Origin of the sequence: Streptomyces sp. NPDC059906, from assembly GCF_042730645.1 — a bacterium.
In the GTDB taxonomy this organism is placed as follows: Bacteria; Actinomycetota; Actinomycetes; order Streptomycetales; family Streptomycetaceae; genus Streptomyces; species Streptomyces rubrogriseus.
The window spans coordinates 271,563-296,099 of the sequence record NZ_JBHWKU010000002.1 but is presented as its reverse complement, the minus strand read 5'-3'; the positions used below and the strand labels follow the sequence as shown (position 1 = coordinate 296,099).

The window sequence follows — 24,537 nt, the reverse complement described above, 5'->3', positions numbered from 1 at the left end:
GGTGCCCCCGGCGGCGGGCCGTCGGGGGCGGGGTGGGGGTGCGGCAGCACGCTAGCGACCTGGAAACGGGCAAAGAGCCTGATCCGGGCGGGGGTTGGCGATCTTAGGGTGGGCTTAAGGAAGGGATCGGGACCGATTAATGGTCACGGCCGGCCGGTGCCGCCGGCGCCGGTGCCGGTGCCGGTTCCCGTGCCGGTGCCGGATCCCGTGCCGGTGCCGGGTCCCGTGCCGTTGCCGGTGCACGGCTCTGTCTGCGTCGGCGTACGGCACCCCGGTGCCCGCGCCGGGCCGGCGCCGTCCGCCCGTCCAGCTGGATCCAGATCCGCACCTCGGTCCCGCCCAGCACGGAGGCGCCGATGCGGACGTCGCCGCCGGTCGACTCCGCCATCCGGCGCACGATGTCCAGGCCGAGCCCGGTCGACCCGTCGGTGCCCGAACCGCGGCCGCGGGCCATCGCCGCCTCGGGGTCCGTGATGCCGGTGCCGGCGTCGGAGACGAGCACGATCACCGCGTCCTCGCCGTTGTGCAGGTCGACGGCGAAGGTGGTGCCCTCGGCGGTGTGCCGGAAGACGTTGCCGAGCAGCGCGTCGAGGGAGGCCGCCAGGTCGGTGCGGGCCACGGGTATGCGCACCGGCCGGTCGGCGCCGGCCACCCGCCACTTGCGGCCCTCGTCCTCGGCCAGTGCCGACCAGAACCCCATCCGCTCCCGGACCACCTCGGCCGCGTCGCACCCGGCGCCGGGCCCGGCGACGGCCGTCTGCGGCTTGGCGTCCCGGGCGGTGCGGATGATCGTGTCGACCTCGCGCTCCAGCTGCTCGACGGCGGCCCGGGTCTGCTCGGCGGCGGGGCCGTCGCCGAGCGAGGCCGCGTTGAGGCGCAGCACGGTCAGCGGGGTGCGCAGGCGGTGGGACAGGTCGGCGGCCAGCTCCCGTTCGTTGGCGAGGAGCTGGACGACCTGGTCGGCCATGGAGTTGAACGCGACCGCGGCGCGCCGCAGTTCGTCCGGCCCCTCCACGGGCACCCGCGCGCCGAGCCTGCCCTCCCCCAGCTCGTGCGCGCCGTCGACCAGGCGCCGGGCGGGCTGCACCATCCGGACGCCCAGCCGGTCGGCGACCGCGACCGAGCCGACGATCAGGGCCGCGCCGACCGCGGCGAGCACCGCCCAGGCCGTGCCGACGCCGTTGGTCACCTCGGACTCGGGCACGTACACCTCGACGACGGCGATCTCCCCGGAGCTGAGCGCGACGGGCTGGAGCAGGGTGGAACCGCCGCCCACCTCGGTGGTGGAGGCCCGCCCCATCCGCCGTACGGCGGCGATGTCCTCGTCGGTGGCCCGCTGCCGTCCGATGTCGGTGGCGCCCCCGCTCCGGTCCCCGGGCGCCGGTATGTGCACGGCCATCCCGGCGTCCGAACCGGCGGAGGCGACGACGCGCTCCAACTGCTCCCGGTCGGTGGTGATGGACAGCGCCGGGGCGACGGCGGCGGCCTCCCGTTCGGCGTTGGAGAAGGCGCGGTCGCGGGCCATCTCCCGGATGACGAGTCCGAGCGGCACGGCGAAGGCGACCACGACCATCGCGGTGACCGCCAGCGAGACCTTGACCAGGGCCCATCTCATCGTGGCGGCTCCAGTCGTGGTGGCTCCAGCTTCACGCCGACGCCGCGCAGGGTGTGCAGATAGCGCGGCCGGGCCGCGGTCTCGCCCAGTTTGCGCCGCAGCCAGGACAGGTGGACGTCGATGGTCTGGTCGTCGCCGTAGGACTGCTGCCAGACCTCGGCGAGCAGTTCCTTGCGGGGCACGACGACCCCGGGGCGGCCGGCCAGGAAGGCGAGCAGGTCGAACTCGCGGCGGGTCAGGTCCAGGACCGCGCCGTCCAGTTCGGCCTGGCGGCGCAGCGGGTCGACGGTGAGGCCGCCGACCCGCAGGACGGCCGGCGGCGCCGCCTCCGCCGGGCCGCCACGCGCGCGGCGCAGTACGGCCGCCATCCGGGCCGACAGGTGCTCGACGGAGAAGGGTTTGGTGAGGTAGTCGTCCGCGCCCGCGTTCAACAGCCGTACGACCTCCGCCTCGTCGTCCCGGGCGGTGGCGACGATCACCGGTACGTCGGTGATGCCGCGCAGCATCTTCAGCGCCTCGGAGCCGTCCAGGTCGGGCAGTCCGAGGTCCAGGATCACCACGTCGAACCGGAAATGGGCGACCTCGCGCAGCGCCTCCAGCGCCGTACCCACGCTGCGCACGGTGTGCGAGGCGTCGGTCAGCTGCCGGATGAGCGCCGAGCGTACGAACTGGTCGTCCTCGACCACGAGCACACTTGCCATGGGCGGCACCGTACGCCATGCGGACCAACCCGGTCCGGGCCTGTGGACAACTCCGCCCGGGCCCGCGTCACACGGCGTTCACGCGACACGCGTGGGGCGGGTGAGGCAGTATGGCCGCGATGCGCAGAGGACTCGTCCACGTGATCGCCTGGCTGCTCGCCACCGGCGCCGCGGTCACCCTGTCGTGGTGGGGCGTCCACACGGTGATGGCGGGCACGGCCTACGACGCCCCCCGCGCGCTGCCCATCACGGCGGCCGACGCGAGCGTGGGGGACGGGGAGGGCGACGACGGGGAGTCCCTGGTGTCGTCCACCAGCCGGCCCTCGCCCGCCCCGTCGACGTCGCCGTCGTCGGGCAGCGCGTCGCCGGCGCCGAGCGGGACCTCGCGCGAACCCGGCCCCGCCCCGACGCGCACCACGCCGTCCACCGCACCGCCCGAGGACCCGGCGAGCCCCGCGCCCGACACGTCCGGCGAGGTCAAGAGCTACGACACCGACGGGGGCCGCGCGGTCTTCGACCTCGGGACGTCGTCCGCGTCGCTGGTGTCGGCGACACCGGGAACGGGCTGGTCGATGCAGGTGTGGAAGACGGAGTCGTGGATCCGGGTGGAGTTCACCTCGGACGCGGACCGGGTCTCGGTGTTCTGCACCTGGCACGACGGACCGCCGCGGGTGGAGATCGGCAGCTACTGAACCGGACCGCTCCGGTACGGGCTCACCTGAACACGGACTCCGGCGGCGCGGGCGAGTCCACCGCCGCCGCGTCCGTCACGGGGTGGGCGCCGCCGGTGAAGTCGGTGAGCGCACGGCCGTGCTCCACGCGCGCGGGGTGCGGGTCGGAGGCGGCCCGGCGGGTGAGTTCGGCGACCGGCAGCGGGTGGTCGGCGGCGACCAGGATGGCGTTGCCGAAGCGTTTGCCGCGCAGTACGGCCGGGTCGGCGACGAGGGCGAGTTCGGCGAACCGGGCGGCCGCGGTGGCGATCTGGCCGCGCAGGTGGGCGAGCGGCGGGCCGTCGGCCAGGTTGGCGGCGTAGACCCCGCCGGGCGCGAGCGCGCGCCGCACCTCGTCGAGGAACTCGGTGGAGGTCAGGTGGGCCGGGGTGCGGGCCCCGCCGAAGACGTCCGCGACGACGAGGTCCGCCCAGCCGTCGGGCACCTTGGCCAGCCCGGCGCGGGCGTCGGTGGAGCGCACCCGGATCCGCGCGCCGGGGTCCAGCGGCAGCTCCCGCCGGACCAGTTGGACGAGGGCGGCGTCCCGCTCGACGACCTGCTGGGTGGAGCGGGGGCGGGTGGCGGCGACGTAGCGGGCGAGGGTGAGGGCGCCGCCGCCGAGATGGACGGCCCGCAGGGGCCTGCCGGGCGGGGCGGTCAGGTCGATGACGTGGCCGATGCGGCGCTGGTACTCGAAGGAGAGGTACGCCGGGTCGTCGAGGTCGACGTGCGACTGCGGCGCACCGTCGATCAGCAGCGTCCAGGCCCGCGGCCGGTCCCGGTCGGGCACCAGCTCGGCGCGTCCCGCGTCGACGTCCTCGACGACGGCTTCGGCGGCAGCGCGCCCGCGGCGGGCGTTCCTGGACTTTCCCATCCGTCCATTATCGGACCGCGGTCGGCCCTCGAAGACCGGACGGGGTGCTCAGCGGCAGCTGTCCGCGGCCCTGATCAGCCGGGCCGCCTCGCCCAGCGCGGCCCGCAGCACGGCGGGGTCGGTCGCCAGGTCCGCCTCGCCCGGCGGCAGCAGCCAGTCGGAGCCCTCCACCGGCGGCTCGGGCGCCGGGACGATGCTCAGCCCGCGGCCGTCCGTCTCCGTACAGGTGCTGCCCGGCACGTCCCAGGCGGCGGCGGTGCCCGGCGGCACCAGGAATCCCAGGGTGTCGCAGCCGTCGTCGTGGAGCACCGGGCCCACCCCCTCACCGGCTCCGCGCCTGAGGATGTCGACCGCCTCCAGACCCTGCCGGGTCGGCACGGTGACGACGTCGCAGGCGTCGCAGGGGGCGACGCTGACGCTGGTGTCCATCCCGGCTGCCACCACGGAACTCCTCCTCGGACGAGCGGTTCGGAAGTCGGGGGCCTCCCGGTCCACCCGGTTCAACGCGGCGGGCCGTCAACGGCTACGGCCCAGGGCCGCCGCAAAGGATGGCACTTCATGGCAGATCGTGGATGAGATATCCGGTTTGTAGCCAAACAGCGCGTGGCCGCTCCGTCACAGCCGGTACGTTCTTGCTCGCCGGAAACAGGGCCGCCAGCCTCACTCGCCCTGTCCCGGCATGGTTCGACGGTTCGCACGAGAGGACCCGGCCATGGCGTCGTCAACGGTGACCTCCGCCCAGCCCGAACGGCCCCCGCGGCCGAACCTCGCCTTCAGGCGGTTGCGCGGCAAGCGCTCCCCGGCGGAGTTCGCGGCGGCGGTCCGGCGGGCCGCGCGCGAGATCGGCGAGCGGGTCAGCTGTGACGCGCGCTACGTCGGCCGGGTCGAGGCGGGCGAGATCCGCTGCCCCAACTACGCGTACGAGCGGGTGTTCCTGCACATGTTCCCCGGCCGCACGCTCACCGACCTGGGGTTCGCGCCCCGCTCGTCGGTACGCGGACGGCAGGCGCGCACCCCGGGTGAGTCGCGAGGGGCGGGTGAGCCGTATGAAACGCATGACACGCAAGACGTCCGAGACACGCAAGACGTCGAAGACGCGCAGGACCTGTACGAAACGCACGACAACAACGAGGAGAGCGACGTGCTGCGTCGCGCATTCATGACGAGCGGCGCCACGGTGGCCGCCGCCTCGCTCGGCCCCCTGGGGCTCGCCCTCGACGCCGCGGCGGCCGGGCGCCCCGCGCGCCGGGCCGGGACGGGCGAGGCCGGCGCCCTCGAAGAAGCCGTCCGCCGGATCCGGCTGCTCGACGACCGGCACGGCGCGGACGGTCTCTACCGTCGCGCGGCGGCCCCGCTGCGCACCGCGTACGCGCTCCTGGACGCCGGCGCGTCCCGGCAGGCGACCGCGGACCGGCTCTACACGGGCGCCGGCGAACTGGCGATCTCCGTGGGCTGGCTGGCGCACGACTCGGGGCGCTTCGACGACGCGCGCTCCCACTACGCCGAGGCCCTCGCCACCGCCCGGATGAACGGCGACGCGGGCCTTGAGGCGCACGCCTTCTGCAACATGGCGTTCCTGGCCCGCGACGCCGGCCGCCCGCGCGAGGCGGTGCGGGCGGCCCAGGCCGCGCAGCGTGCCGCCCGCCCGCTGGGCTCGGCCCGGCTGATGTCCCTGCTGGCGCTGCGCGAGGCGGGCGGCTGGGCGGGCCTCGCGGACCGCGTCGGCTGCGAGCAGGCACTGGTCCGCGCGCAGACCTTCTTCGAACGGGGTCCCTCGGACACCGACCCGGAGTGGATGAGCTTCTACGGCGAGGCCGAGCTGGAGGGGCTGGAGGCGCAGTGCTGGTCCACCCTGGGCGACTGGCCGCGGGCGGCCCGGCACGCGCGGCGGGCGGCGGATCTCCAGGACCCGCACTTCACCCGGAACCTCGCGCTGTACTCGGCGGAGCTGGCGGACGACCTGGCCCGGGGCGGCCGCCCCGACGAGGCGGCGGGGGCGGGCATGCGCGTCCTCGACCTGCTGGGCGAGGTCCAGTCCTCCCGCATCCACACGATGCTGGCCGGAACGGCCCGGGTCCTCCTCCCCCACCGCCGAGCCTCAGGAGTCTCCACCTTCCTGGACCGCCACGCAGCCCTACCAAGACCGGCATAACCCCAACCTGCCGCCGCAGCTGCGGGCAGTCGTGCCGCTGGGGCGGCACGGGTGGGCGCAGCGGCACCCCGCTACGCCGGGCCGCGTCCCCACCCCCGCCAGCCCCGACGCGGGGCACCGCAAAACCAGCGCGGGCACCCCCACCGGCACCCGCACCCGCACCCGCACCCGTCACCCGACCAGGTGCCCCAGATCGTTCCAGCTCTCCACCGCCGCCTCCCCGTACGCCCACCCCAGCACCGACAGCGACGTCGGATTCAGCCGTATCCGCGCCCCGAAGGACACCGGCAGCCCCAGCCACCGCGCCCCGATCGCCCGCAGAATGTGCCCGTGGGCGAAGACGAGCACGTCCCGCTCCGCCTCCCGCGCCCACGCCACCACCTCGTCCGCGCGCGCCGTGACGTCCGCCACTCCCTCCCCCTCCGGGACCCCGTCCCGCCAGATCAGCCAGCCGGGCCGCACGGCCTGGATCTGCTCCGGCGTCATGCCCTCGTACGCCCCGTAGTCCCACTCCATCAGCGTGTCCCACGCGCGGGCGCGCTCCCCGAAACCCGCCAGCTCGCAGGTCTCGCTCGCCCGCACCAGCGGACTGGTCCGCACCTTCACGCCGTCCAGCCCGTCCCACGGCGCCCGGTGCAGCCGCTCGCCGAGCAGTTTCGCGCCGCGCCGGCCCTCCTCCAGGAGCGGCACGTCGGTCCTGCCGGTGTGTCTGCCGGACAGCGACCACTCCGTCTGTCCGTGCCGGGCCAGCAGAATGCGCGGTGCCATGAAGAGGCCTTTCCGGGAGAAATGTCTGAGGGGACCCCTCCATCATCCCGTACCGTCCGTGCGGGCAACCCGAGGGGCGACGCCCGCGTCTATCCGGTCCGAGGGCGCTTGGCTGAGCGGTCGCGGTGAGGCCGTAGAGTGGCTCGCCCGTGTCCGTCCAGGCGCACGAGTGAGCGAAAAGCAGGAAGAGACGAGAAGGGGGAGGGCGATCGGATTGCCGCACACCGAGACACCGGGCACCGAGGCGGCCCCGAACCCTCGGCTGCGCTGGTGGACCGAGCTGCCGCTCATCGTCCTCGTGTACGCCTGCTACAGCGCCGGACGCCTGCTCGTGCGGGGCGACGTCTCCGACGCCGTCGACCACGGCCTGGCCCTCCTGGACATCGAGAAGGCGCTCCACCTCAACGCGGAGCACCCCCTCAACCGCCTCTTCACGCGCGAGCCCTGGATCGGCGTACCGGCGGACTTCTGGTACGCGTCGCTGCACTACGTGGTCACCCCGGCGATCCTGGTCTGGCTCTTCCGCTCCCGCGCGGTGCGCTACCGGGCCGCCCGCACCTGGCTGATGACGTCGACGTTCATCGGTCTCATCGGCTTCACGCTGCTGCCGACCTGCCCGCCCCGGCTGCTGGACGCCGGTCACGGGTTCGTCGACACGATGGCCCAGTACAGCTCGTACGGCTGGTGGGGCGGGGCGGCGAGCGCGCCGCGCGGCATGGGCGGGATGACCAACCAGTACGCGGCGATGCCGAGCCTGCACGTGGGCTGGGCGCTGTGGTGCGGGGTGATGCTGTGGCGCCACGGCGGCACGCGCACGGCGAAGGTGGCCGCCGTCGTCTACCCCCTGGGGACCACGATCGTGGTGATGGGCACCGCGAACCACTACTTCCTCGACGCGGTCGCCGGTGCGGCCGTGATGGGCGCGGGACTGTTGCTGACGCCGTTCGTGCTGCGCACCGCGGCACGGATGCGGACCCGGCTCCCGGCCCGTTTCGCACCGGCCGCGGCCGACTCCGCGAACGCCGCCGTGCCCGCCCCCGCCACCGCCCGCGACGGCGCGGGTTCCGTGATTGTCAGTGGTGGATGCCAGACTTCCGCGGGTGAGCGATTTCCACGGCAGCGCGAGCAGCGGTTCGGAGCTGGAGCCGAGCCGGACCCCGCCCCCTCGGACGCGGGGGACGAGACTCCGGCACCGGCTCGCTGAGCTGCGCGGTCCCGACGTACCCGCCAAGGCGTTGGACGCCCGGGCCCTGGCAGCCCTCGCCGCCAACCCGGGGTGCCGTCGGCGCGCGCTCCTCGACGGGGCGGGCGTGGACAAGGCGGCCCTGGCCGGTGCGCTGGGCTCGCCGTCGGTCTTCGGACAGTCCCAGTTCGCCTTCACGCGGGGCAACGCCTTCGAGGCGAGGGTGAAGGCGGACGGCGGCGCCGAGTTGCTGCGGCTCGTGCACGAGCGGCTGGACCGGGGTGCCGAGCCCCCCGCCGAGGCTCCGGTGCGGGTGCCCGACCTGTCCGCGACCGGCCCTCAGGGGCGCGCGGCGCGGACGTCGCTGGCGCTGCGCGAGGCCACCGGCACGCCCGGCACGTGGACTCTGCTGGACCATCCGATGCTCGCCCTCGAGGTCGCCGGTTCCCCCGCCTTCCTGGAGCCGGACGCCGTGGTGGTGCATCCGGACGGCGGTTGGACGGTCGTCGAGATCAAGTCCTTCCCCATGCTGGACGGCTCCGCCGACCCGGCGAAGGTCGGCGCCGCCGCGCGGCAGGCCGCGGTGTACGTGCTGGCCCTGGAGCGGGTCGCCGCCCGCCTCGACCCGGCCCCGCGCGTGCGCCACCGCGTCCTGCTCGTCTGCCCCAGGGACTTCTCCAACCTGCCCACCGCGTCCGCCGTCGACGTGCGCAAGCAGCGCGCCGTCACCGACCGCCAGCTGGCCCGGCTGACCCGCATCGAGGAGATCGCCGACGCGCTCCCGGAGGGCGTCTGCTTCTCCCCCGGGCTGCCGGCCGAGGAGCTGACGGCGGCGGTCGAGGCGGTCCCGGCGACGTACGCGCCCGAGTGCCTGTCCGCGTGCGAGCTGGCCTTCCACTGTCGCGCCCGGTCCCGCGAGGCCGGTGCGGTCACCTGCCTGGGCCGTCCGGTGCGGGCCGAGCTGGGCGGTCTTTCCACGGTCGAGGACGTGCTGGCCGCGGCCCGCGGGGAGGCCGGTGACCCGGACGACCCGGCGGTGGCCGCGCTGCGCAGGGCGGCCCGGCTGCGTGCGGAGGCGCTCGCGACGGCCGGTGCGGCCGGCGGCGCGGTGACGGGTGGCGGTATCGGGGCCGGCGGGGTGTCCGCGTGTCACTGATCACCACCCTCGCCCGGCTGGAGGCCGTGCGCACCGGCCGGGCCCAGCCCGCCGCCACCGTCCGGCACCGGCACCTGTCCGGCCGTCCGCTCGTCTTCGTACCGCTGACCACCGCCGGTGAGGCCGGGGCCCCGCTCGGGGCGCTGGTCGGCACCGACCGGGACGCGCCGCACCTGCTGGTCGTGCCGCAGCCCCGCGACCGCGACCTGCGTTTCGCGTTCCTGGCCGAGCTGGCCGGTCTCGTGCTGCCCCACGTCGAGGCGTACGCGGAGAGCGTCGAGGCCGCCGAGCGCACCGAGACCGACCCGGAGACGGGCAAGCGGGTCAAGGTCGAGGTCGACCTGTGCGCGGACGCCGCGCAGCTGGTCGTGCCGAGCCGCGCGGGCGTCGACTTCGTACGGCTGCTGGGCCGGTCCATGCGTTTTCGGCGTACGGCGGAACAGGACCCGGAGACCCCGCACCCCGCGCCGCCGCGGGTGCCGCTGCTGGGCCGGTGGCTGACCCACTACGGCGAGCGGGCCCGCGTGCCCGGCTCCTCCCTCCTGCTCGCCATGACGGACCTGCTGGGCCGGCACTGGGCGACCGGGCAGTCCACGCTGGAGGACCAGCACCTGGGCGCCCTGCTGGCGTGGATCGCACCGCAGGACCCCCTGCACCCGCAGGACCCGCAGCTGACCGGTGCGGAGGCCGCCCGCCGCGCGGAGCTGGCCCGCGACGCCGACGGCCAGCTGCTGTGCCCGCCCGCGGGCCCGGCGACCGACCCGGCCTTCGACAACAAGCTCCTCGCCCCCGCCATCGAGCGCTACGACCGCGCCCGCACGGCGCTGGCCGCCGCCGAGGACGGCCTGGAGGCCGACGACCGGCTCGGTGCTCTCACGGCCGCGGAGCGGGAGATCCGCGCCCTGGTCGAGAGCCGTACCCGGCCCACCTGGGACGCGGTGTGGCGGGGCCTGGACCTGCTGCGGGCGCTGCCCGAAGGGGCGCACGCCGAGGAGCGCTGGACCCGCGACCGCTGGTCGTTCACCTCCCACCGCGACCGGATCCTGGCCGGCGAGCCCCCGCAGCCGCGCCGCGACGACGCCGTGACGGCGGCGAACAAGCTGGCCACGCGCGAGCGCGAGCAGGCCCGTCTGGAAGCCCAGGAGGCGCTGGACGATCCGCTGGTGATGGCCGGGCGGCGGCTGTCCGGGGAGGCGTTCGCGGGCGAGGTCGTGGACGTGGTGATGGCGTACAGCGAGAGCAGGCGGCCCAGTCCGCGCCCGCTGGTCACGGTCCGCACGGACGACCGCCCGTACCTGGGCGAGCGGGTGAAGGTCTACCGCTCGCTGGGCGGCAAGCCGCAGACGGCCGAGTACGCCGGACCGGCGCCGTCGGACGGCGAGCCCGAGGACGGGACGCTGGTGCTGCGGATCATGGACAAGATGGGCCGCGGCAAGGAGCCCGAGGCCGGGTCGGTGCCGGAGAAGGGCGACCTGGTCTGCTTCACGCTCTTCGAGCACGAGCAGCGGGGCGGCGCGAAGCTCCCCGACCCGGAGCAGACCCCGTGGACGCACGGCGGCCCGCCCGGTGAGTCGGCCGCGGTGCCGGAGGCCGCCGACGCCCAGACCGAGGAGGACGTGCTGTGACCGCCGAGGCCCTCTCCGCCTCCGCCCCCGCGTCCTTCGACCCGGGCGCGGAGGCCGCCCGCGCCACCGCGGCGATCCTCCACGACACCCTGCACGGCACGGAGCGCGGTGTCGTCGTCGACTCCCCGCCCGGCGCCGGGAAGTCCACGCTCGTGGTGCGGGCGGCGCTGGAGCTGGCCGAGGCGGGCCGCCCCCTGATGGTGGTGGCGCAGACCAACGCCCAGGTGGACGACCTGGTGCTGCGTCTGGCCGAGAAGAACCCGGACCTCCCGGTGGGCCGCCTGCACAGCAGCGACGCCGAGCCGTACGACAAGGCGCTCGACGCGCTGGGCAACGTCCGCAAGTCGGCGAAGGCCGCCGATCTCGCCGGGCAGGCCGTCGTGCTGTCCACGGCGGCGAAGTGGGCGCACGTGAAGGTGGACGAGCCGTGGCGGCACGCGATCGTCGACGAGGCGTACCAGATGCGTTCGGACTCCCTGCTCGCGGTCGCCGGGCTCTTCGAGCGGGCGCTGTTCGTGGGCGACCCCGGTCAGCTGGACCCGTTCTCGACGGTGGGCAGCGAGCAGTGGGCGGGCCTGGCCTACGACCCGTCGTCCTCCGCCGTGACCACCCTCCTCGCCCACAACCCCGGACTCCCCCAGCACCGCCTACCGGTCTCCTGGCGGCTCCCGGCGTCGGCGGCCCGCCTGGTCTCGGACGCCTTCTACCCGTACACGCCGTTCCGCAGCGGCACGGACCACGGCGACCGGAGCCTGGCCTTCGCGGTCGCGTCGGACGGCTCGGGCCCCGACCGGGTGATCGACGAGGCCGCCGCCTCGGGCTGGGGCCTGCTGGAGCTGCCGGCCCGGCACACCCCGCGCACCGACCCGGAGGCGGTGCGTGCGGTGGCGGCGGTGGTCCGGCGCCTCCTCGACCGCGAGGGCCGGGCGACCTCCGAGCGCTCGCCCGACCCCGCTCCCCTGACCGCCGCCCGCATCGCCGTCGGCACCGCGCACCGGGACCAGGCGGCGGCGGTCCGCGCGGCGCTGGCCGACCTGGGCGTGCACGACGTCACCGTGGACACGGCCAACCGCCTCCAGGGCCGCGAGTACGACGTCACGGTCGTGCTGCACCCGCTCTCCGGCCGCCCCGACGCCACCGCCTTCCACCTGGAGACCGGCCGCCTGTGCGTCCTCACCTCCCGGCACCGGCACGTGTGCATCGTGGTCTGCCGCGAGGGCGTGGGCGACCTGCTGGACGACTACCCGTCCACGGAGCCGGTCCAGCTGGGCACGCTGGTGAAGTTCCCGGACGGGTGGGAGGCAATGCTTGCCACATGGGATCACTTCCAGGAGCACAAGGAGTCCTGGCTGCCGTGAGCCCGTACAGCCGCCAGTGCCCTGACCAGCGGGGAAACGTCGGTTGGTTCAGTAACTGATCGTTTCAGAATGAGGCGTCGGACGGTCCTTCGTCGTCGAGACGCTTGAGAACCTGTGTGAAGTCGCCGTCGTCGAGGAGGCCGACCAGCACCTGGGTCATGCTGTCGATGCCAGGATCCCGGACGATCAGGCCGTCGGAGCACCAGTAGTAGCGGCCTCCCAGCGCCTCGCCAGTCCGGGACCACCTCGCCATGATGCGTTCGACCTCGGCAAGCGTGAACACAGTCGCGCCCCAGCGTGAGCCGTCCACGATCAGCCGGACCTCGACATCGACGTTGCAGATGCTGTCCAGAGGCTCTCCCGGGTTGGGCAGGAGCGATGCCTCGAACCAATCCGTTCGGACGCGGTACCAGGGGCCGTCCCATCCATGCTCTGCGAATTCGGTCCCGGGGTTGGTCATTCGGGGAGTATGTCGAGCGGACTCGAAGGGCTCAACCGGGTTCTCTGGCGTCCTTCCGGATCGTGATCGCAAACCTTGTCCCTGACGCCCTGTGGGGTCGGATAGCCCCGCTGCTTCCAGCGCGGCCCGCGCGACGGCACCGCCACCCCGGGCGACTCCCGGTACCCGACCGGGGCGCGCTGGCCGGCATCGTCTACGTCCTACGCAAGGGCATCGCGTGGCGTGACGTACCGAGTCAGCTCGTTGGTTGCTCTGGAGTGACGGCCTGGCGCAGCTTGCGGGACTGGACAGAGGCCGGCGTCTGGCCCCGCCTGCACGACGCACTGCTGACCGAGCTGCGTCGAACCGACCTGCTGGACCTGGACGATTGCGCCGTGGACGGCTCGCATATTCGGGCTCTCAAGGGGGAGATCGCGTTGGTCCCTCGCCCGTTGACCGCGCCAGACTTGGCTCCAAGCACCATCTGATCGTCGACCGGCACGGCACGCCGCTGGCCGTCACGCTCACTGGCGGCTACCGACATGACGTAACCCAGCTTCTACCGCTGCTCGACGCGATTCCACCGATCCGTGGTCCGCGAGGGCGCCCCCGCCGCAAACCCCGTCGCCTGTACGCCGACCGGGGCTACGACTTCGACAAGTACCGACGTCAGTTGTGGAAGCGAGGCATCAAACCCATGATCGCCCGTCGCGGCATCGCTCACGGCTCCGGACTTAGCAAGATTCGCTGGGTCGTGGAGCGTGCATTTGCCTGGCTGCACCAGTTCAAGCGTCTGCGCATCCGCTACGAGCGCCGGGCGGACCTTCACCAGGGACTGCTCGAACTTGCCTGCTCGATCATCTGCCTGCGTCGGCTCACGCGAGCATTCTGAAACGATCAGTAAGTCCGGCTTCCTCAGACAGGGATGCCAGACAGCTTGGACAGCCTCAGAAGCTCCGGGTTGCTGCGTCGGTGCAGGGACGACAGGACCCGGAAGACCTCTCGTGCCATGGGATGGATGCGGGCCATCTGGGGTGCGGCCTCCCACGCATCCGACAGGGACTCCAGAGCCCCGTCACGGTCCCCCACGTCCAGCCGAGCCCTGGCCAGGTTCATGCGGGACGGAGCCACACGAGTAGCGGGCAGGCCCTCCAGGGCCGCGTCAAGGTCTTCTGCCACTCTCAGCGCCTCACCGGGCCGTCCCAGGTCCAGCCGAGTAGCCAGAACGTGTGTGGTCGTGTTCTGAGGGCCGAAGATCATGCTGTGACGGTTCCAATCCCTCTGGAACCACTCGGAGGCTTCCCAGGCCGACTTGATGTGCCGTTCCGCCTCCCTCTTTCCTTCCTTCTTGTCCTTGAAGCGTCCGGCCAAGGTCATTCCGCGCAGGTTCAGCAGTCCGACCGCAAAGGCCCTCTCCTGCCCTGACAGGCTGGCCTGTGCCCGGCTGATGGCCCGGTCCACGACCATGAGGCCGCCTTCGAAGTCCCCGCCATTCAGGTAGGCCCCTGCCCTGTCCCTGGCAGCAATGGCCAAGCCCAGCGAGTTGGTCTTCTGCTCGACGGCCCACCTCTGGCGAGTCACGGCCAGTTCCGCCATGTCCATCCACCTGTGCCGGGCGGCCAGCCAGTAGACGCTGCTGTAGACCTCGGACAGGGCCATCCAACTGTCTACCGTGTTGACGGCGTGGGCGTACGCCGTGGCGTCCCTCAGAAGGACGGGGAGCATCGCCAGGAGCCGGTCCACCTCCGCCTTGTCCCTGTGCTGGCCAGCGGCCTCCACAGAGATCATGAGAGCGTCTTCCTGTACCTCCTGGCGTCCTGGTAGGTCGTAGTCCCGGATAGCCGACCGGAGAGCCGACAGGCTCTTTTCATCGTTCCTGGCAACAGAGACTTTCCCCAGCACCTCAGCCATGCTCAGCCCCATGGGCTTGCCCAGGTCGGCAGCAACTCCCGGGGTCAGGGTTCGGTCCCCCACCTCGATCTTGGAGAGCAGAGACACGCTGATGTTGGCCAGCCTCGCCAGCCGGCTCTGAGTCAGTCCACGTTCCTTCCGGAGCGCAGCAAGGTTCGCGCCCGGTGCCAGATCGGTGGTCTTTCCCATGTGATCAGCCCTACCCGGTAGGTACTCAGCGCACGCTGTGCGCCGCTGGACGGTCGCTGGAGCCATCGTCGCAAGCCTTACGGGTAACCCGCAGCAGGTTCCTTCACTCACCGCCTCTGAAGGCGTGTGGAGCACTGTGCAACTCGTGTGCAAGTTCCCCTGCACTTCCGGCCGTTGACTAGATGCAGTCACCAGTGAAAGGCGGAGGGCATGAGACAGGGAACCGTGTGTGAGCCCGGTACAGCCGTGTTCGACAACGCCAGTCAGATGGTCGGCGTCGTCCAGGCACAGCAGGGCCCCATGCTGATCCTGATTCGCCCCTCCGGCCTCCGCTGGCAGACCCGTGCCATCTCCGTCCGTCCCGTCAACGACAGGGAACGCATTCAGCTTGCTGCCCTGGCCCGACACCACCAGCAGGCACTGACGTTGGCGAAGTTGAGACGGCGCGTGACCCACTGAACCCCCGCCCTGATCACCCAGGCACGTACGGGTGGCGGGCTGGGCTCCATCACCCGAGCACGACCACGTGAAGGGAACCACTGATGGCTACAGCGGTACAGGTCCGAGACCCCCGTACCTGCGTCCCCTCCCAGGTGTGGGACAGGGAAATCCGACTCATCATGCGGGACAACGCCATGGGGCGTGACCTGGCAGAGCGCATCTTCGGTCAGGCCGTCGCCTACCTGGTGACCTCCGCCGAGTGCCCCGAGGTCCGCATGGGGCCCTCCCAGGCCGTGGACCTGGGTGTCCACTCGTTCGTGCTCGACTCGATCAACTACACGGCGTTCTGCGACCAGCACGCGGGCCGATACATCCACCACGTCCCGCACCTGCCCGGAGAGGGAGCCGGGGAGCCCCCCGCCCTGCGGGACACGGTCAAGGCCATCCACTCTTCCGGCTTCGAGATCGACCCGGAGCTGTGGGTCATGAAGGACGCGGCCGACTGCTCCCAGTGCCACGCTGGGTGCACCGACAGCCCCAACAGCGGGAAGAAGTAGCACAACGCTGACAGTGGTGACTCCCCTCGGCGACGGGGGGAGTCGTCCCCATGAGGAGAGGTTCCGTATGGAGGTCGTTGATGCCTGGGAGCGATACGCCCGGGGACGGACACCACGGCGAGAGGTGAACTCCGCTGGTGCTCGTACGTGGTTGAACTGGACCCAGTACCCCGACCACGGCCCCGATGAATCGATCCTCGGAGACCTCCAGGGCCGCACCGTCCTGGAACTGGGCTGCGGTACAGGCTGCAATCTGGCCCACCTGTCCACCCTTGGAGCCACATGTACCGGGGTCGATATCGCTCCGAGCCAGCGCGGGAAGGCCGTGGCCCGATGGGGGCACCTGCCCGGCCTCACCTTCCGCACGGCAGAGGTGACCGACTACCTGACCCACACAGAAGGCCCCTTCGACGTGGTCCTGTCCGTCTTCGGGCCTGTCTGGTTCACGGACCCTGAACAGCTCCTCCCCCTGGTTCGTAAGAGGCTTTCCCCTGGTGGCGTGCTGGCCTTCTCCCACAAGCCCCCAACGGCCGGCACTCAGCCCGTGGGCCGGCTAAGAGCGGCCAAGGCAGTGACCAGGTGGGACTACACCCCAGAGGAGTGGTCGACCCTTCTGGCCTCTTCGGGGTACTCGGACATCAAAGCCGAGGTCATCTCTCCCCCGGAAGGGAAGGACGTAGGAACCCTCTTGGTAAGGGCCTACTGAGCAGAAACTCAAGGACTTCTCGTCCAGGACGTAGCGGACGCGTGGGCCGCCGAAGTGGTCGGCAAGCCAGTCCAGGAAGCGGCACATCACCTCGGCGGTGAAGCTCCCAGTGAAGACCACGACGTGCGTCCGGCCCTTGATTCTGATCGCCGACATCACGTTCACCGAGAACCGGTTCCGGCTGCGCCGCACCACAGGTGTCTTCCCCTTCTCACCCCAGGTGCGGCCGGTGACCTGGTGCGAGCGGATGCCGACCTGGCCGACGAAGAGGCTCTCCCCGCCGTCCTTCCTCGCCCTGATGCCAGCGCGCCACGGCCTGCGTGTCTTGTTCGACCGCCCGCATGTCCGGGCACTGGAAGGACAGCCGTCACGCCTTCAGGCACTTGCCCCGCCCGTTCCACGGTCACCACGGTTCCAGGCAGTTCCTTGACCTCAGCCGCCGTTGCCACCCGAGGCTGCTATATCAAGTCAAACTGCTTGAGGGAGATGACCTGTCTCAACGAAGTATGGCCATCAGGGCGGAGCGGTTTGTCCTGGCCGAGTACAGACGTCATGATCGCGGGGTGACTGAGGAGACGGTTGTCGAGAAGACCTGGCGGCTCATGCTGGACGGGCATCCCACGGCGCGACGGGGAGAGCCCGCAGTCATAGAGGCCGCCTACGCCGAACCTCGGCTGCGGGCCTTGTTCCCATTTCCGAGCCACGGAGCGCTCACCTTTCACCGCAACACGCAGTTCCCGTGGAGCAACGACCTGCCGTTCATCGCGGGCGACGCGCAATCATGCACCGTGTACGCGCCCCTGGGTGCGTCGCCGCGCGTCTTGGGCGAGTCACTCACACCGTATGAGGCGGCCGCGTTGGTGGTGGCCCACCTGCCGCACGACTGCGGACCGGCCTTCGAGGGGCCGTGGCCCCCAGCGGAGAGCTCCACAGACTGAACCCGCCGCCGTCCCGGCCAAACCTCGCTGAGGCTGGTCAAGCTTCGATGAGACGGGTCAGGAGATCATCAGCGTTGATTTGCCGTGTGGGCTGAGCTCCTCGTTCGAGGAGCTTGAAAAGCTGTCGGCAGATGGCGCGCTTGAGGCAGCGTTGGGCGTCCCTCGCGGTCTTCCCCTCGCTGATTCGGCGGGCGACGTAGGCCCGGGTGATCGGGTCGAGACAGATGCGGATCAAGGTGATCGTATGGAGTGCCCGGTTGAGCTGCCGGTCTCCACTGCGGTTGATCCTGTGCCGGTTGGTCAGGCCTGACGAAGCGGGGATTGGAGCGACGCCTGCGAAGGCCGCGAACGCTGCCTCGGACCGGAAGCACCCGGAGTGCAACCAACTGATCAAGATCCGAGCGGCGCTGATGGGCCCGATGCCCTGCAGTGCCAGCAGTTCGGGAGCGACGGCGCAAACGAGAGCGAGGAGTTCCAGCTCGAGTTCCGTCGCTATGTCGGTCTTGCGTCCGCCACGGATGGCTGGACGCTTTGGCCGGCACACCTCGACGACGTTTTCGCCGGCCGCGTCCAGGGAGGCGGCAAGTCCGGCTCCGTATGAACCCGTACCCTCCAGAGCCCAGCAGCGCCGACCGGGAGCATGCTGGTGGGCGAAGCCCAGCAACTGCTGGTAGCCCCGACAACGCGGCCGAGGTCCGTCATCTGGAGCTTCTCCAGCCAGTGCGACAGCACCAGTGCCTCATCATCCGAGAGCTTGATCGTCACCTGGCTGTCACCCATGCACACCCCTACGGCTCGGCCCGCCCCTGACCGCACGAACCTACTGGCCTTGGACCTTGACCAAACACATAGGGGCTCCCCCCGTACGGGAGCACCTGAGAGGGCGTAGCGCGCTCTCATTCCAGGTCGGTCAGTTCGTGGATCAGCTCATCGAGCATGGTGCAGAAGGCCGCGTAGGCACACCGCTCGTACTCTTCGCCGTCGCTCGACGCCCAGTTGCCTTGCAGAGAACCGCTCGCCCGCTCTTGCAGATCCTTCGGAGTGATGAGGCCAATGGACAGCCCGACCTTGGGGCTGCCGACGAGGAAGATCCGGAAACCGGCTTCGCGGAGGAACCGGCCGCGCTCCTTCCATTCGGCCTTCTGCTCCCACTTCGCACGGTAGGTCTGACCCGTGCTCGTTTCCTCCCAGCGGCCAGGGGTGAAGGGTTCTTCCTGAAGCGTCGCCAGGTTCGCGGCGTGACGCTCCAGCGTCGTCGTGAGCGCCGTAACGGCAGCAGCCGAGGAGGCTTGGGCGATGGCCTGGGAGAGGTTCTCCATGGCCGCTTCCAGTTCCTTGATCTGAGCCCTGTTGTCCTTGCCGGGGACGTACGAGCGCTCAGTGATGTGCTGATCTCCCAGCTTGGAGAGGAACGACTCCTCTACGGCTCGGTAGATCTCTTCCTGTGGCCACGATGTGGAGAACTGGCACGCCTCACCGTTGGACCAAGTGGCGCAGCGGAAATACCGGTGCTTCTTGGTCTCCCCGGTCCGCAGCGTCACCAGGGAACTGTTCTCGTACATCTTCATACCGCAGGGGCAGTACAGGACTCCCGTCATGGGGGACGCGTTCGACTTGATCCCCGCCCTGTACTTCCCCAGGTCGGCGACGGCGATCTGCAACTTGTCGAACTCCTCGTCCGTCAGGATCGGATCAGCCCATCGGACGGGCAGACCGTCCCTGAGCAGCGGCCCACCCTTGTGCATGGCCACACCCTTGAGCGTGGGCTTCTTCAGCATCTTGCCGAGAGTGGACGTGCTCCACTTGGTCCCCTTGATGTGCGTCTTGACGCCCACCTTCTTCTCTTCGGCGTTGATGCTCCGCTGGTAGTCCTGGGAGGTCAGGACACCACGCGGGCAGTCGCACTGCGGAGTCCCGCTGCTCTGGTCGACACAATCCGCGAGGTGCCGGGGGCGAGCGTTCCAATCAGTGCAGAGTTGCCCCATGGACCATCCCTGCTCCGCGATCCGTTCGTACGCTTCCCGGATGAGGGGGCCGGTCACGGGGTCGATCACAAGCTTGAAGCGCTGCTTGCCGTGGTGATCCACGACGAGGGGCCGATAGCCGAAGGGCCACGTGCCGCCGCCCCACAGGCTTGCGTCCCGGTAATATTGCGTCTGGTTGCGACGCTTCTTCACGATGGCTTCGCGGTACTCCTGCGCTTGGGTCGCCTTGATGTAGGCGATCATCCGACCCGTGGGCGTATGGATGTCCAGGCTCGGGTCATCGATACAGACGATCTCCTTGCCATCCTTGTGGCAGCGCTCCGCGAACCGGTCCCAGTGGTGCTGATCGCGAGTGATCCGGTCCAGCGACGTGACCATGATCGCGTCCCACTCGCGCCAGAGCGGATCTTTCATCCACCGGCCCAGCTTCGGCCGGTCGTCCAGGTTGACCGCGCCCGAGACACACACGTCCTCAACTTCCCCGGCCACGGTGTAGCGACCCTCCACCGCCGCCCGGTCCAACTCCTCCCCCTGGCGCAGCAAGGCAGAGCTGTCCTCGGTATCGCGGCTTATGCGCCGCACCTTGAGGACGCGCATGCCGGGCAAGAGTCGTGCACTGGACATACCTAGCCTCGCCTTCCGTTACAGGCTCCCCAGGAGTCGATTTGGTGATCATATCTTCCCATCACTGGGAAACCAACCACGCGGTGCTGGCGCATCTCGCGGAGCACCGGGTGGCCTGGCGACCCTGAGCGGACCGGCGGACAGGGGATTTCCCTTAGGGCTAAGGTTTCTCCATCTGAACGTACGCCGCGAGGGGAAGACATGGCGCAGGGCAGGGCGGCGAGGCGGCCGGACGCGGTGGCGGGGATCGTCGGGGACTGGGCGCGGGAGCGGCCCGAGCTGGACACCTCCCCGCTGGAGGTGCTGGCCCGGCTGCACCGGTCCTATCTGCAGTACCAGTCGCGGATGACCTCGCGGCTCGACGAGCACGGGCTGTCCGTCGCCGGGTTCGACGTGCTGACCGCGCTGCGCCGGGCCGGGGCCCCGTACCGGCTGACCGCCGGACAGCTCGCGGCCTCCGGGCTGGTCTCCTCGGCGGGGGTGACACTGAGGCTCGACCGGCTGGAGAAGGACGGCCTGCTGGTGCGCGAGCGGGACGCCGAGGACCGGCGCGTGGTGTACTCGCGGCTCACCGAGGCGGGCCTGGCGAAGGTGGACGAGGTGTTCAGCGAGCACCTGGACAACGAACGCCGGATGCTCGGCGGACTCTCACCCGCCGAGCACCGTCAACTGAGCCGTCTGCTGTCGAAGTTGGAGCGTTCGATCGTCGAGTCCGACGATGCCCCGGATCAGCCCGCCGGGACGGGCTGAACCGACGACTGCTGTTCCGCCTGCGCCCGGTACAGCCGGCGCAGCCGGACCACGCCCAGGTCGTGCTGGTAGAGGTTCTCGCGCTGGTCGGCGTCCGCGGGCATGTTCTCCAGCATGACGCGGTCCTGCTCCAGGACCTCCCAGTGGCGGGCCTCGATGAGCGTCTTGTACAGGAACCGCCAGGTGTCGCGCTGCCAGTCGCTCACCTTGCGGTAGCGCCAGAAGAAGACGCCGGTGCGCCCCGCGTCCACCGGGCAGGCCATGCCGACGATGCCGAAGGGGCCCCCGGGGCCCGCCGACGGCGGGTAGGGGATGGACAGGTCCACCCAGTCGACCCCGGTGTGGCACAGCTCGACCCAGTCGAAGTTGACGCCCCGCTGGTCGGTCTTCTCGAAGAAGTAGCCCCGCCCGGTCTCCCGGATGCGGAACTTGGCGGTGGTGTCCCCGGCGAACATGGTGTGCGACTCGGAGTGCAGGAAGGCGCCGTGCATCGGGTCGAGCAGGTTCTCCATGGCGAACCGCCACGGCACGTCCCACTCCGCGTAGCAGAGGAACGCGGAGATCCCGTCGTCGGCCAGCGGGGCGGGGAGGGTGAGTTCGACCGGCTCGGGGTGCTCCTCGTCGCCGAAGTAGGCGAGGATCGCGCCGCCGACCTCGCGCACGGGCAGCGAGGTGACGAGGGTCTTGCCCTCCAGGTTGCAGCCCGGCAGGCCGGGTACCGAGGTGACCGTGCCGGCGGTGTCGATCTCGACTCCGTGGTACCAGCAGGCGACCCGGTCGCCCAGGTGCTTGCCGAGGGACAGGGGCGCGCCGCGGTGGGGGCAGCGGTCGGCGAGCATGGACAGTCCGCCGTCGGACTTGCGGAACAGCAGCCAGTTCTCGCCGAGGGCGGTCACCTTGCGCATGCCGCCGGGGGCGACGAAGTCGGACGGTACGACGGGGTGCCACTGGTTGCGCAGGCCGTGGGCGTAGATGTGGTCGGCGCTGTCGTGGGTCGAGAGGGTCATGTCAGGCTCCCAGGCGGTTCATCTCGGCGCGGAAGGACTCCTCGGTCCAGGGCTCGCCGGTGGGCGTGCGCAGCTGGCGGGCGTTGAGTCCGCCGATCACGTCGGCCAGTTCGTGACCGTCCTCGGTGAAGATGTCCTCGAGCGTGCGGGCGAGCTTCAGCTCGTACGGGGTGGGCTCGTGGTCACGGGTCTGGTGGGGGTCCAGGTACGGCCAGGTGGTCTCGGGCACGGCGTTTCTCCGTAGGGGGTCAGAGGTTCAGGACAAGACGGTCCGAGGCGCAGCGCGAGACGCAGATCATCATCGTCTCGCCGGTGGCGCGCTCCGCGTCGCTGAGCAGGAAGTCGCGGTGGTCGGGGGTCCCGGCCAGGACGCGGGTCTCGCAGGAGCCGCAGATGCCGTCCCGGCAGGAGGAGGCGACGGCCAGCCCGGCGTTCTCGGCGGCTTCCAGGATGGAGGTGCCGCCTTCCACACGCAGGGTCACACCCGATGACCGGCACTCGACGTCGAAGGCGCTGTCGTCGCCCTCGTGCGTCACGGCCGGCGCGGCGAAGCGCTCGGTGCGCAACCGCCCCTCGGGCGCCGCCTCCTCGACCGCCTTGAGCAGCGGCTCGGGACCGCAGCAGTACACCAGCGCGTCGGCCGGAAGGTCCGCGAGCGTGCCCGCCACGTCGATGTGCCCCTGCTCGTCGTGCGGTACGAGGGTCACCTCGCCGCCGAGCGCCGCGAGTTCGCCGCCGAACGCCATCGAGGCGCGGGTCCGGCCGCCGTGGACCAGGCGGTACGGGACGCCGTCCCGCTCGGCCCGGCGGGCCATGGCGAGGAGCGGGGTGATGCCGATGCCGCCGGCGACGAAGACGTAGGAGGCGGCGGGTTCGAGGGCGAAGTGGTTGCGCGGCCCGGCCACCCGCACAGTCTGGCCGGGCCGCAGCTTGGTGTGCACGTGGCGCGAACCGCCGCGCGAGGCGGGCTCGTCGAGGATGCCGAGGCGGTACGTCCCCGCGTCCTCGGGGTCGCCGCACAGGCTGTACTGGCGGACGTGGCCGCCGACGTGCAGGTCCAGGTGCGCGCCCGGTGTCCAGGCGGGCAGCGGCTTGCCGTCCGGGTGGACCAGCTCGACGGAGAGGACGCCCTGCGCCTCCCAGGTCGTACGGTGGACGAGGAGGTCCAGTTCCTGCTCTTCGGCGGTTTCGGTGGTGCTCATGTCGCGGGCCTCCCTACCGGGCGGGGATCTTGACGGGCGGGGTGAACGGGTTCTTCATCGGGCCGAGCGCGGCCAGGTCGACCTCGACGAGGGTCGGCCCGTCGGAGGCGACGGCGGCGTCGATCACCTTGGCGGCCTCGCTCGCGTCGCCGATGCGCGCGTACGGGAGTGCGCAGGCGGCGGCGAGCTGGGCGAAGTCGGGGGTGAACAGGTCGACGCCGGAGCGGCGTTCGGTGTAGGTGGCCTGCATGTTGCGCAGCACTCCGTACCCGCCGTCGTTGAAGACGATCAGGGTGAGGCGGGGCCGTTCCTGGGCGAGGGTGAGCAGTTCGCCCAGGTGGACGGCGAGGCCGCCGTCGCCCGCGATGACGACGGTGGGCTCGCCGGGGCGGGCGAGGGCGGCGCCGATGCCCATGGCGAGGCCCTGGCCGATGCCGCCGCCGCGCGGGAAGACGTTGGCGCGCGGGTCGTGCATGGGCAGGAGGCGGTTGCCCCAGGCGGACGACGGGATCGTGACGTCCCGGGCGACGACCGCGCCGCGCGGCAGGGCGTCGGCGAGGGCGTCACAGATCGCGGCCTGCGGGCCGATGCCGTCGTGCAGCGCGGCCCGCACCTCGTCGCGCACCCGGCGTACCCGGTCCGTCCACTGCGCGTCGGCCCGTACGGCGGCCTCGGTGAGCGACGGAAGGACATCCCTCGCGTCGCCGTGGATACCGTGCCGCGCGGGGTACACCCGGCCGAGGGCGGCGGCGTCGGCGTCGATCTGGATGTGTGCCTCGGGGAGGCGGAGCCCGTAGTCGGCGGTCTCGTTGGAGCGGAAGTGGGTGCCGACGGTGACGAGCACGTCGGCGTCGGCCAGGAGCGCGCGTCCGGCGGGCGTGGTGGCGAAGTTGCCGACGACCTGCTCGTGGTCCTCGGGTACCGAGCCGCGCCCGGAGTTGGAGGTGAGCAGGCCCGCGCCGGTCGCCTCCAGCAGCGCGAGGAGCTGGTCGCGGGCCGTGTTCGCGCCGCCCCCGGCCCAGATCAGCGGGCGCCGGGCGGAGGACAGCAGGTCGCGTGCCGCGGCCGGCGGGGACGCGTCGGGCACCGGCACGTCGGCGACGGGGGCGCTGGAGCCGTCGTCCTCCTGGACCGCGTACTGGAGGTCGATCGGCCACTCCACGCTCGCGGGGCCGCCCGGCACGGCGAGCGCGGCGGCGGACGCCTCGCGCAGGACGCGGCCCGCGTCGCGGGCGGAGGTGACGGTGGCGGCGTACTTCGACACCGCGGCGAGCATGCCGAGCTGGTCCTTGGTCTCGTGGATGAACCCGCGCCCGCTGCCGAGGTGTGCCGACTCGACCTGCCCGGTGATGTGCAGCACCGATGTCCCGGACGACAGGGCCTCGATCAGGGAGCCCGCCGCGTTGCCCGCGCCGGTGCCGGTGGAGGTGAGCGCGCAGCCGATCGAGCCGCGGGCCCGGCCGTACGCGTCGGCGGCGTTGACGGCGCTCGCCTCGTGCCGCACCGGCACGAACCGCAGCTCGGGGTCGGCCTCGACGGCCTCCACCAGCGGCAGGTTGTGCACGGAGACGATGCCGAAGACGGTGTCGACGCCGAGGGACTTGAGGTGGGCGGCCAGGAGTCCGCCCCCGTGGTCGTAACGCATG

At 71.6% G+C, this 24,537-nt stretch carries 25 protein-coding genes and 1 pseudogene; 12 read left to right on the top strand and 14 right to left on the bottom strand.

Features of this window, described 5'->3' with window-relative positions; all coding sequences use genetic code 11:
* Positions 1-136: 136 nt before the first annotated feature.
* The gene (locus ACFV9J_RS04330; RefSeq protein WP_385349612.1) at positions 137-1,615 is read right to left on the bottom strand and encodes a sensor histidine kinase; all 1,479 of its coding nucleotides are present in this window, start codon (positions 1,613-1,615) and stop codon (positions 137-139) included.
* Positions 1,612-2,316 (bottom strand): response regulator transcription factor, encoded by a 705-nt coding sequence (locus ACFV9J_RS04325; RefSeq protein WP_385349609.1) that lies wholly within the window; start codon positions 2,314-2,316, stop codon positions 1,612-1,614. The genes ACFV9J_RS04330 and ACFV9J_RS04325 overlap by 4 nt, the downstream gene beginning before the upstream one ends.
* Positions 2,317-2,435: 119 nt before the next feature.
* Between ACFV9J_RS04325 and ACFV9J_RS04320 the strand changes: the two genes are divergently transcribed.
* Entirely contained in the window at positions 2,436-3,008 is a 573-nt protein-coding gene (locus tag ACFV9J_RS04320; RefSeq protein WP_385349606.1) for a hypothetical protein, read from the top strand.
* Between the two features lie 22 nt (positions 3,009-3,030).
* Here ACFV9J_RS04320 and ACFV9J_RS04315 read toward each other — a convergent pair whose 3' ends face one another.
* A complete protein-coding gene (locus ACFV9J_RS04315) occupies positions 3,031-3,900 on the bottom strand; it encodes a spermidine synthase (RefSeq protein WP_385349603.1) in 870 nt (289 codons plus the stop codon).
* A 48-nt stretch (positions 3,901-3,948) separates the two neighbouring features.
* Positions 3,949-4,344, bottom strand: coding sequence for a hypothetical protein (locus ACFV9J_RS04310; protein ID WP_385349601.1), 396 nt, complete (start codon positions 4,342-4,344; stop codon positions 3,949-3,951).
* Positions 4,345-4,612: 268 nt separating this feature from the next.
* Here ACFV9J_RS04310 and ACFV9J_RS04305 point away from each other — a divergent pair, with 268 nt between their 5' ends.
* Complete coding sequence (locus ACFV9J_RS04305) at positions 4,613-6,052, top strand: hypothetical protein (RefSeq protein WP_385349599.1); 1,440 nt, start codon at positions 4,613-4,615, stop codon at positions 6,050-6,052.
* 171 nt (positions 6,053-6,223) lie between these two features.
* On the opposite strand, the gene ACFV9J_RS04300 is transcribed toward ACFV9J_RS04305, so the two are convergent.
* Entirely contained in the window at positions 6,224-6,820 is a 597-nt protein-coding gene (locus tag ACFV9J_RS04300) for a histidine phosphatase family protein (RefSeq protein WP_385349596.1), read from the bottom strand.
* 214 nt (positions 6,821-7,034) lie between these two features.
* On the opposite strand from ACFV9J_RS04300, the gene ACFV9J_RS04295 reads away from it, so the two are divergent.
* The 4 genes from ACFV9J_RS04295 to ACFV9J_RS04280 are packed head-to-tail and all read left to right on the top strand — an operon-like array spanning position 7,035 to position 12,142.
* On the top strand, positions 7,035-8,024 hold the full coding sequence (locus tag ACFV9J_RS04295; RefSeq protein WP_385349593.1) for a phosphatase PAP2 family protein: 990 nt from the start codon (positions 7,035-7,037) through the stop codon (positions 8,022-8,024).
* Positions 7,921-9,159, top strand: a complete 1,239-nt coding sequence (locus ACFV9J_RS04290; RefSeq protein WP_385349590.1) for a hypothetical protein — start codon at positions 7,921-7,923, stop codon at positions 9,157-9,159. Before ACFV9J_RS04295 ends, ACFV9J_RS04290 begins: the two co-directional genes overlap by 104 nt.
* On the top strand, positions 9,150-10,784 hold the full coding sequence (locus ACFV9J_RS04285; RefSeq protein WP_385349588.1) for a hypothetical protein: 1,635 nt from the start codon (positions 9,150-9,152) through the stop codon (positions 10,782-10,784). The genes ACFV9J_RS04290 and ACFV9J_RS04285 overlap by 10 nt, the downstream gene beginning before the upstream one ends.
* Positions 10,781-12,142, top strand: coding sequence for an AAA family ATPase (locus ACFV9J_RS04280; RefSeq protein WP_385349585.1), 1,362 nt, complete (start codon positions 10,781-10,783; stop codon positions 12,140-12,142). The genes ACFV9J_RS04285 and ACFV9J_RS04280 overlap by 4 nt, the downstream gene beginning before the upstream one ends.
* 64 nt (positions 12,143-12,206) lie before the next feature.
* On the opposite strand, the gene ACFV9J_RS04275 is transcribed toward ACFV9J_RS04280, so the two are convergent.
* The gene (locus tag ACFV9J_RS04275; protein WP_385349583.1) at positions 12,207-12,602 is read right to left on the bottom strand and encodes a hypothetical protein; all 396 of its coding nucleotides are present in this window, start codon (positions 12,600-12,602) and stop codon (positions 12,207-12,209) included.
* A gap of 62 nt (positions 12,603-12,664) precedes the next feature.
* On the opposite strand from ACFV9J_RS04275, the gene ACFV9J_RS04270 reads away from it, so the two are divergent.
* A protein-coding gene (locus ACFV9J_RS04270; RefSeq protein ID WP_385349581.1) for an IS5 family transposase occupies positions 12,665-13,473 on the top strand; the annotation gives its coding sequence in 2 pieces (ribosomal slippage) (positions 12,665-13,004 and positions 13,004-13,473; 810 coding nt in all).
* 23 nt (positions 13,474-13,496) lie between these two features.
* On the opposite strand, the gene ACFV9J_RS04265 is transcribed toward ACFV9J_RS04270, so the two are convergent.
* Positions 13,497-14,681 (bottom strand): helix-turn-helix domain-containing protein, encoded by a 1,185-nt coding sequence (locus tag ACFV9J_RS04265; RefSeq protein WP_385349578.1) that lies wholly within the window; start codon positions 14,679-14,681, stop codon positions 13,497-13,499.
* A gap of 246 nt (positions 14,682-14,927) precedes the next feature.
* On the opposite strand from ACFV9J_RS04265, the gene ACFV9J_RS04260 reads away from it, so the two are divergent.
* The 3 genes from ACFV9J_RS04260 to ACFV9J_RS04250 all read left to right on the top strand — a co-directional run bounded on the left by ACFV9J_RS04260 (position 14,928) and on the right by ACFV9J_RS04250 (position 16,385).
* Positions 14,928-15,140, top strand: coding sequence for a hypothetical protein (locus tag ACFV9J_RS04260; RefSeq protein ID WP_385349577.1), 213 nt, complete (start codon positions 14,928-14,930; stop codon positions 15,138-15,140).
* A gap of 83 nt (positions 15,141-15,223) precedes the next feature.
* Positions 15,224-15,679 (top strand): glycine-rich domain-containing protein, encoded by a 456-nt coding sequence (locus tag ACFV9J_RS04255; protein WP_385349574.1) that lies wholly within the window; start codon positions 15,224-15,226, stop codon positions 15,677-15,679.
* A gap of 67 nt (positions 15,680-15,746) precedes the next feature.
* On the top strand, positions 15,747-16,385 hold the full coding sequence (locus tag ACFV9J_RS04250) for a class I SAM-dependent methyltransferase (protein ID WP_385349571.1): 639 nt from the start codon (positions 15,747-15,749) through the stop codon (positions 16,383-16,385).
* A gap of 75 nt (positions 16,386-16,460) precedes the next feature.
* Here the strand turns inward: ACFV9J_RS04250 and ACFV9J_RS04245 are convergent.
* Positions 16,461-16,634: pseudogene (locus ACFV9J_RS04245) on the bottom strand (transposase); the annotation flags it as partial.
* A 314-nt stretch (positions 16,635-16,948) separates the two neighbouring features.
* On the opposite strand from ACFV9J_RS04245, the gene ACFV9J_RS04240 reads away from it, so the two are divergent.
* On the top strand, positions 16,949-17,323 hold the full coding sequence (locus ACFV9J_RS04240; protein ID WP_385349569.1) for a DUF6193 family natural product biosynthesis protein: 375 nt from the start codon (positions 16,949-16,951) through the stop codon (positions 17,321-17,323).
* A gap of 37 nt (positions 17,324-17,360) precedes the next feature.
* Here the strand turns inward: ACFV9J_RS04240 and ACFV9J_RS04235 are convergent, their stop codons facing one another.
* Entirely contained in the window at positions 17,361-17,987 is a 627-nt protein-coding gene (locus ACFV9J_RS04235; protein ID WP_385349566.1) for a transposase, read from the bottom strand.
* A 232-nt stretch (positions 17,988-18,219) separates the two neighbouring features.
* The gene (locus ACFV9J_RS04230) at positions 18,220-19,905 is read right to left on the bottom strand and encodes a recombinase family protein (RefSeq protein WP_385349563.1); all 1,686 of its coding nucleotides are present in this window, start codon (positions 19,903-19,905) and stop codon (positions 18,220-18,222) included.
* 228 nt (positions 19,906-20,133) lie between these two features.
* Between ACFV9J_RS04230 and ACFV9J_RS04225 the strand changes: the two genes are divergently transcribed.
* The gene (locus tag ACFV9J_RS04225) at positions 20,134-20,682 is read left to right on the top strand and encodes a MarR family winged helix-turn-helix transcriptional regulator (RefSeq protein ID WP_385349560.1); all 549 of its coding nucleotides are present in this window, start codon (positions 20,134-20,136) and stop codon (positions 20,680-20,682) included.
* On the opposite strand, the gene ACFV9J_RS04220 is transcribed toward ACFV9J_RS04225, so the two are convergent.
* Genes ACFV9J_RS04220 through ACFV9J_RS04205 form a run of 4 tightly spaced genes read right to left on the bottom strand, consistent with a single transcriptional unit; the run spans position 20,661 to position 24,536 of the window.
* Positions 20,661-21,689, bottom strand: a complete 1,029-nt coding sequence (locus ACFV9J_RS04220; RefSeq protein ID WP_385349557.1) for a Rieske 2Fe-2S domain-containing protein — start codon at positions 21,687-21,689, stop codon at positions 20,661-20,663. The two genes, ACFV9J_RS04225 and ACFV9J_RS04220, sit on opposite strands and share 22 nt — an antisense overlap.
* A gap of 1 nt (position 21,690) precedes the next feature.
* Positions 21,691-21,918 (bottom strand): recombinase-like helix-turn-helix domain-containing protein, encoded by a 228-nt coding sequence (locus ACFV9J_RS04215; protein WP_385349555.1) that lies wholly within the window; start codon positions 21,916-21,918, stop codon positions 21,691-21,693.
* Between the two features lie 19 nt (positions 21,919-21,937).
* A complete protein-coding gene (locus ACFV9J_RS04210) occupies positions 21,938-22,891 on the bottom strand; it encodes a PDR/VanB family oxidoreductase (RefSeq protein WP_385349552.1) in 954 nt (317 codons plus the stop codon).
* Positions 22,892-22,904: 13 nt separating this feature from the next.
* Positions 22,905-24,536 carry a thiamine pyrophosphate-binding protein gene (locus tag ACFV9J_RS04205; RefSeq protein WP_385349549.1) on the bottom strand — a complete coding sequence of 544 codons (1,632 nt, stop codon included), beginning with the start codon at positions 24,534-24,536 and terminating at the stop codon, positions 22,905-22,907.
* Position 24,537: the final 1 nt, after the last annotated feature.

Excerpts from the sequence above, each read along its gene's own strand:
- ACFV9J_RS04330 (WP_385349612.1), bottom strand. The coding sequence starts at position 1,615 with ATGAGATGGGCCCTGGTCAAGGTCTCGCTGGCGGTCACCGCGATGGTC.
- ACFV9J_RS04325 (WP_385349609.1), bottom strand. The coding sequence starts at position 2,316 with ATGGCAAGTGTGCTCGTGGTCGAGGACGACCAGTTCGTACGCTCGGCG.
- ACFV9J_RS04320 (WP_385349606.1), top strand. The coding sequence starts at position 2,436 with ATGCGCAGAGGACTCGTCCACGTGATCGCCTGGCTGCTCGCCACCGGC.
- ACFV9J_RS04315 (WP_385349603.1), bottom strand. The coding sequence starts at position 3,900 with ATGGGAAAGTCCAGGAACGCCCGCCGCGGGCGCGCTGCCGCCGAAGCC.
- ACFV9J_RS04305 (WP_385349599.1), top strand. The coding sequence starts at position 4,613 with ATGGCGTCGTCAACGGTGACCTCCGCCCAGCCCGAACGGCCCCCGCGG.
- ACFV9J_RS04300 (WP_385349596.1), bottom strand. The coding sequence starts at position 6,820 with ATGGCACCGCGCATTCTGCTGGCCCGGCACGGACAGACGGAGTGGTCG.
- ACFV9J_RS04275 (WP_385349583.1), bottom strand. The coding sequence starts at position 12,602 with ATGACCAACCCCGGGACCGAATTCGCAGAGCATGGATGGGACGGCCCC.
- ACFV9J_RS04265 (WP_385349578.1), bottom strand. The coding sequence starts at position 14,681 with ATGGGAAAGACCACCGATCTGGCACCGGGCGCGAACCTTGCTGCGCTC.
- ACFV9J_RS04255 (WP_385349574.1), top strand. The coding sequence starts at position 15,224 with ATGGCTACAGCGGTACAGGTCCGAGACCCCCGTACCTGCGTCCCCTCC.
- ACFV9J_RS04250 (WP_385349571.1), top strand. The coding sequence starts at position 15,747 with ATGGAGGTCGTTGATGCCTGGGAGCGATACGCCCGGGGACGGACACCA.
- ACFV9J_RS04230 (WP_385349563.1), bottom strand. The coding sequence starts at position 19,905 with ATGCGCGTCCTCAAGGTGCGGCGCATAAGCCGCGATACCGAGGACAGC.
- ACFV9J_RS04225 (WP_385349560.1), top strand. The coding sequence starts at position 20,134 with ATGGCGCAGGGCAGGGCGGCGAGGCGGCCGGACGCGGTGGCGGGGATC.
- ACFV9J_RS04220 (WP_385349557.1), bottom strand. The coding sequence starts at position 21,689 with ATGACCCTCTCGACCCACGACAGCGCCGACCACATCTACGCCCACGGC.
- ACFV9J_RS04210 (WP_385349552.1), bottom strand. The coding sequence starts at position 22,891 with ATGAGCACCACCGAAACCGCCGAAGAGCAGGAACTGGACCTCCTCGTC.
- ACFV9J_RS04205 (WP_385349549.1), bottom strand. The coding sequence starts at position 24,536 with ATGCGTTACGACCACGGGGGCGGACTCCTGGCCGCCCACCTCAAGTCC.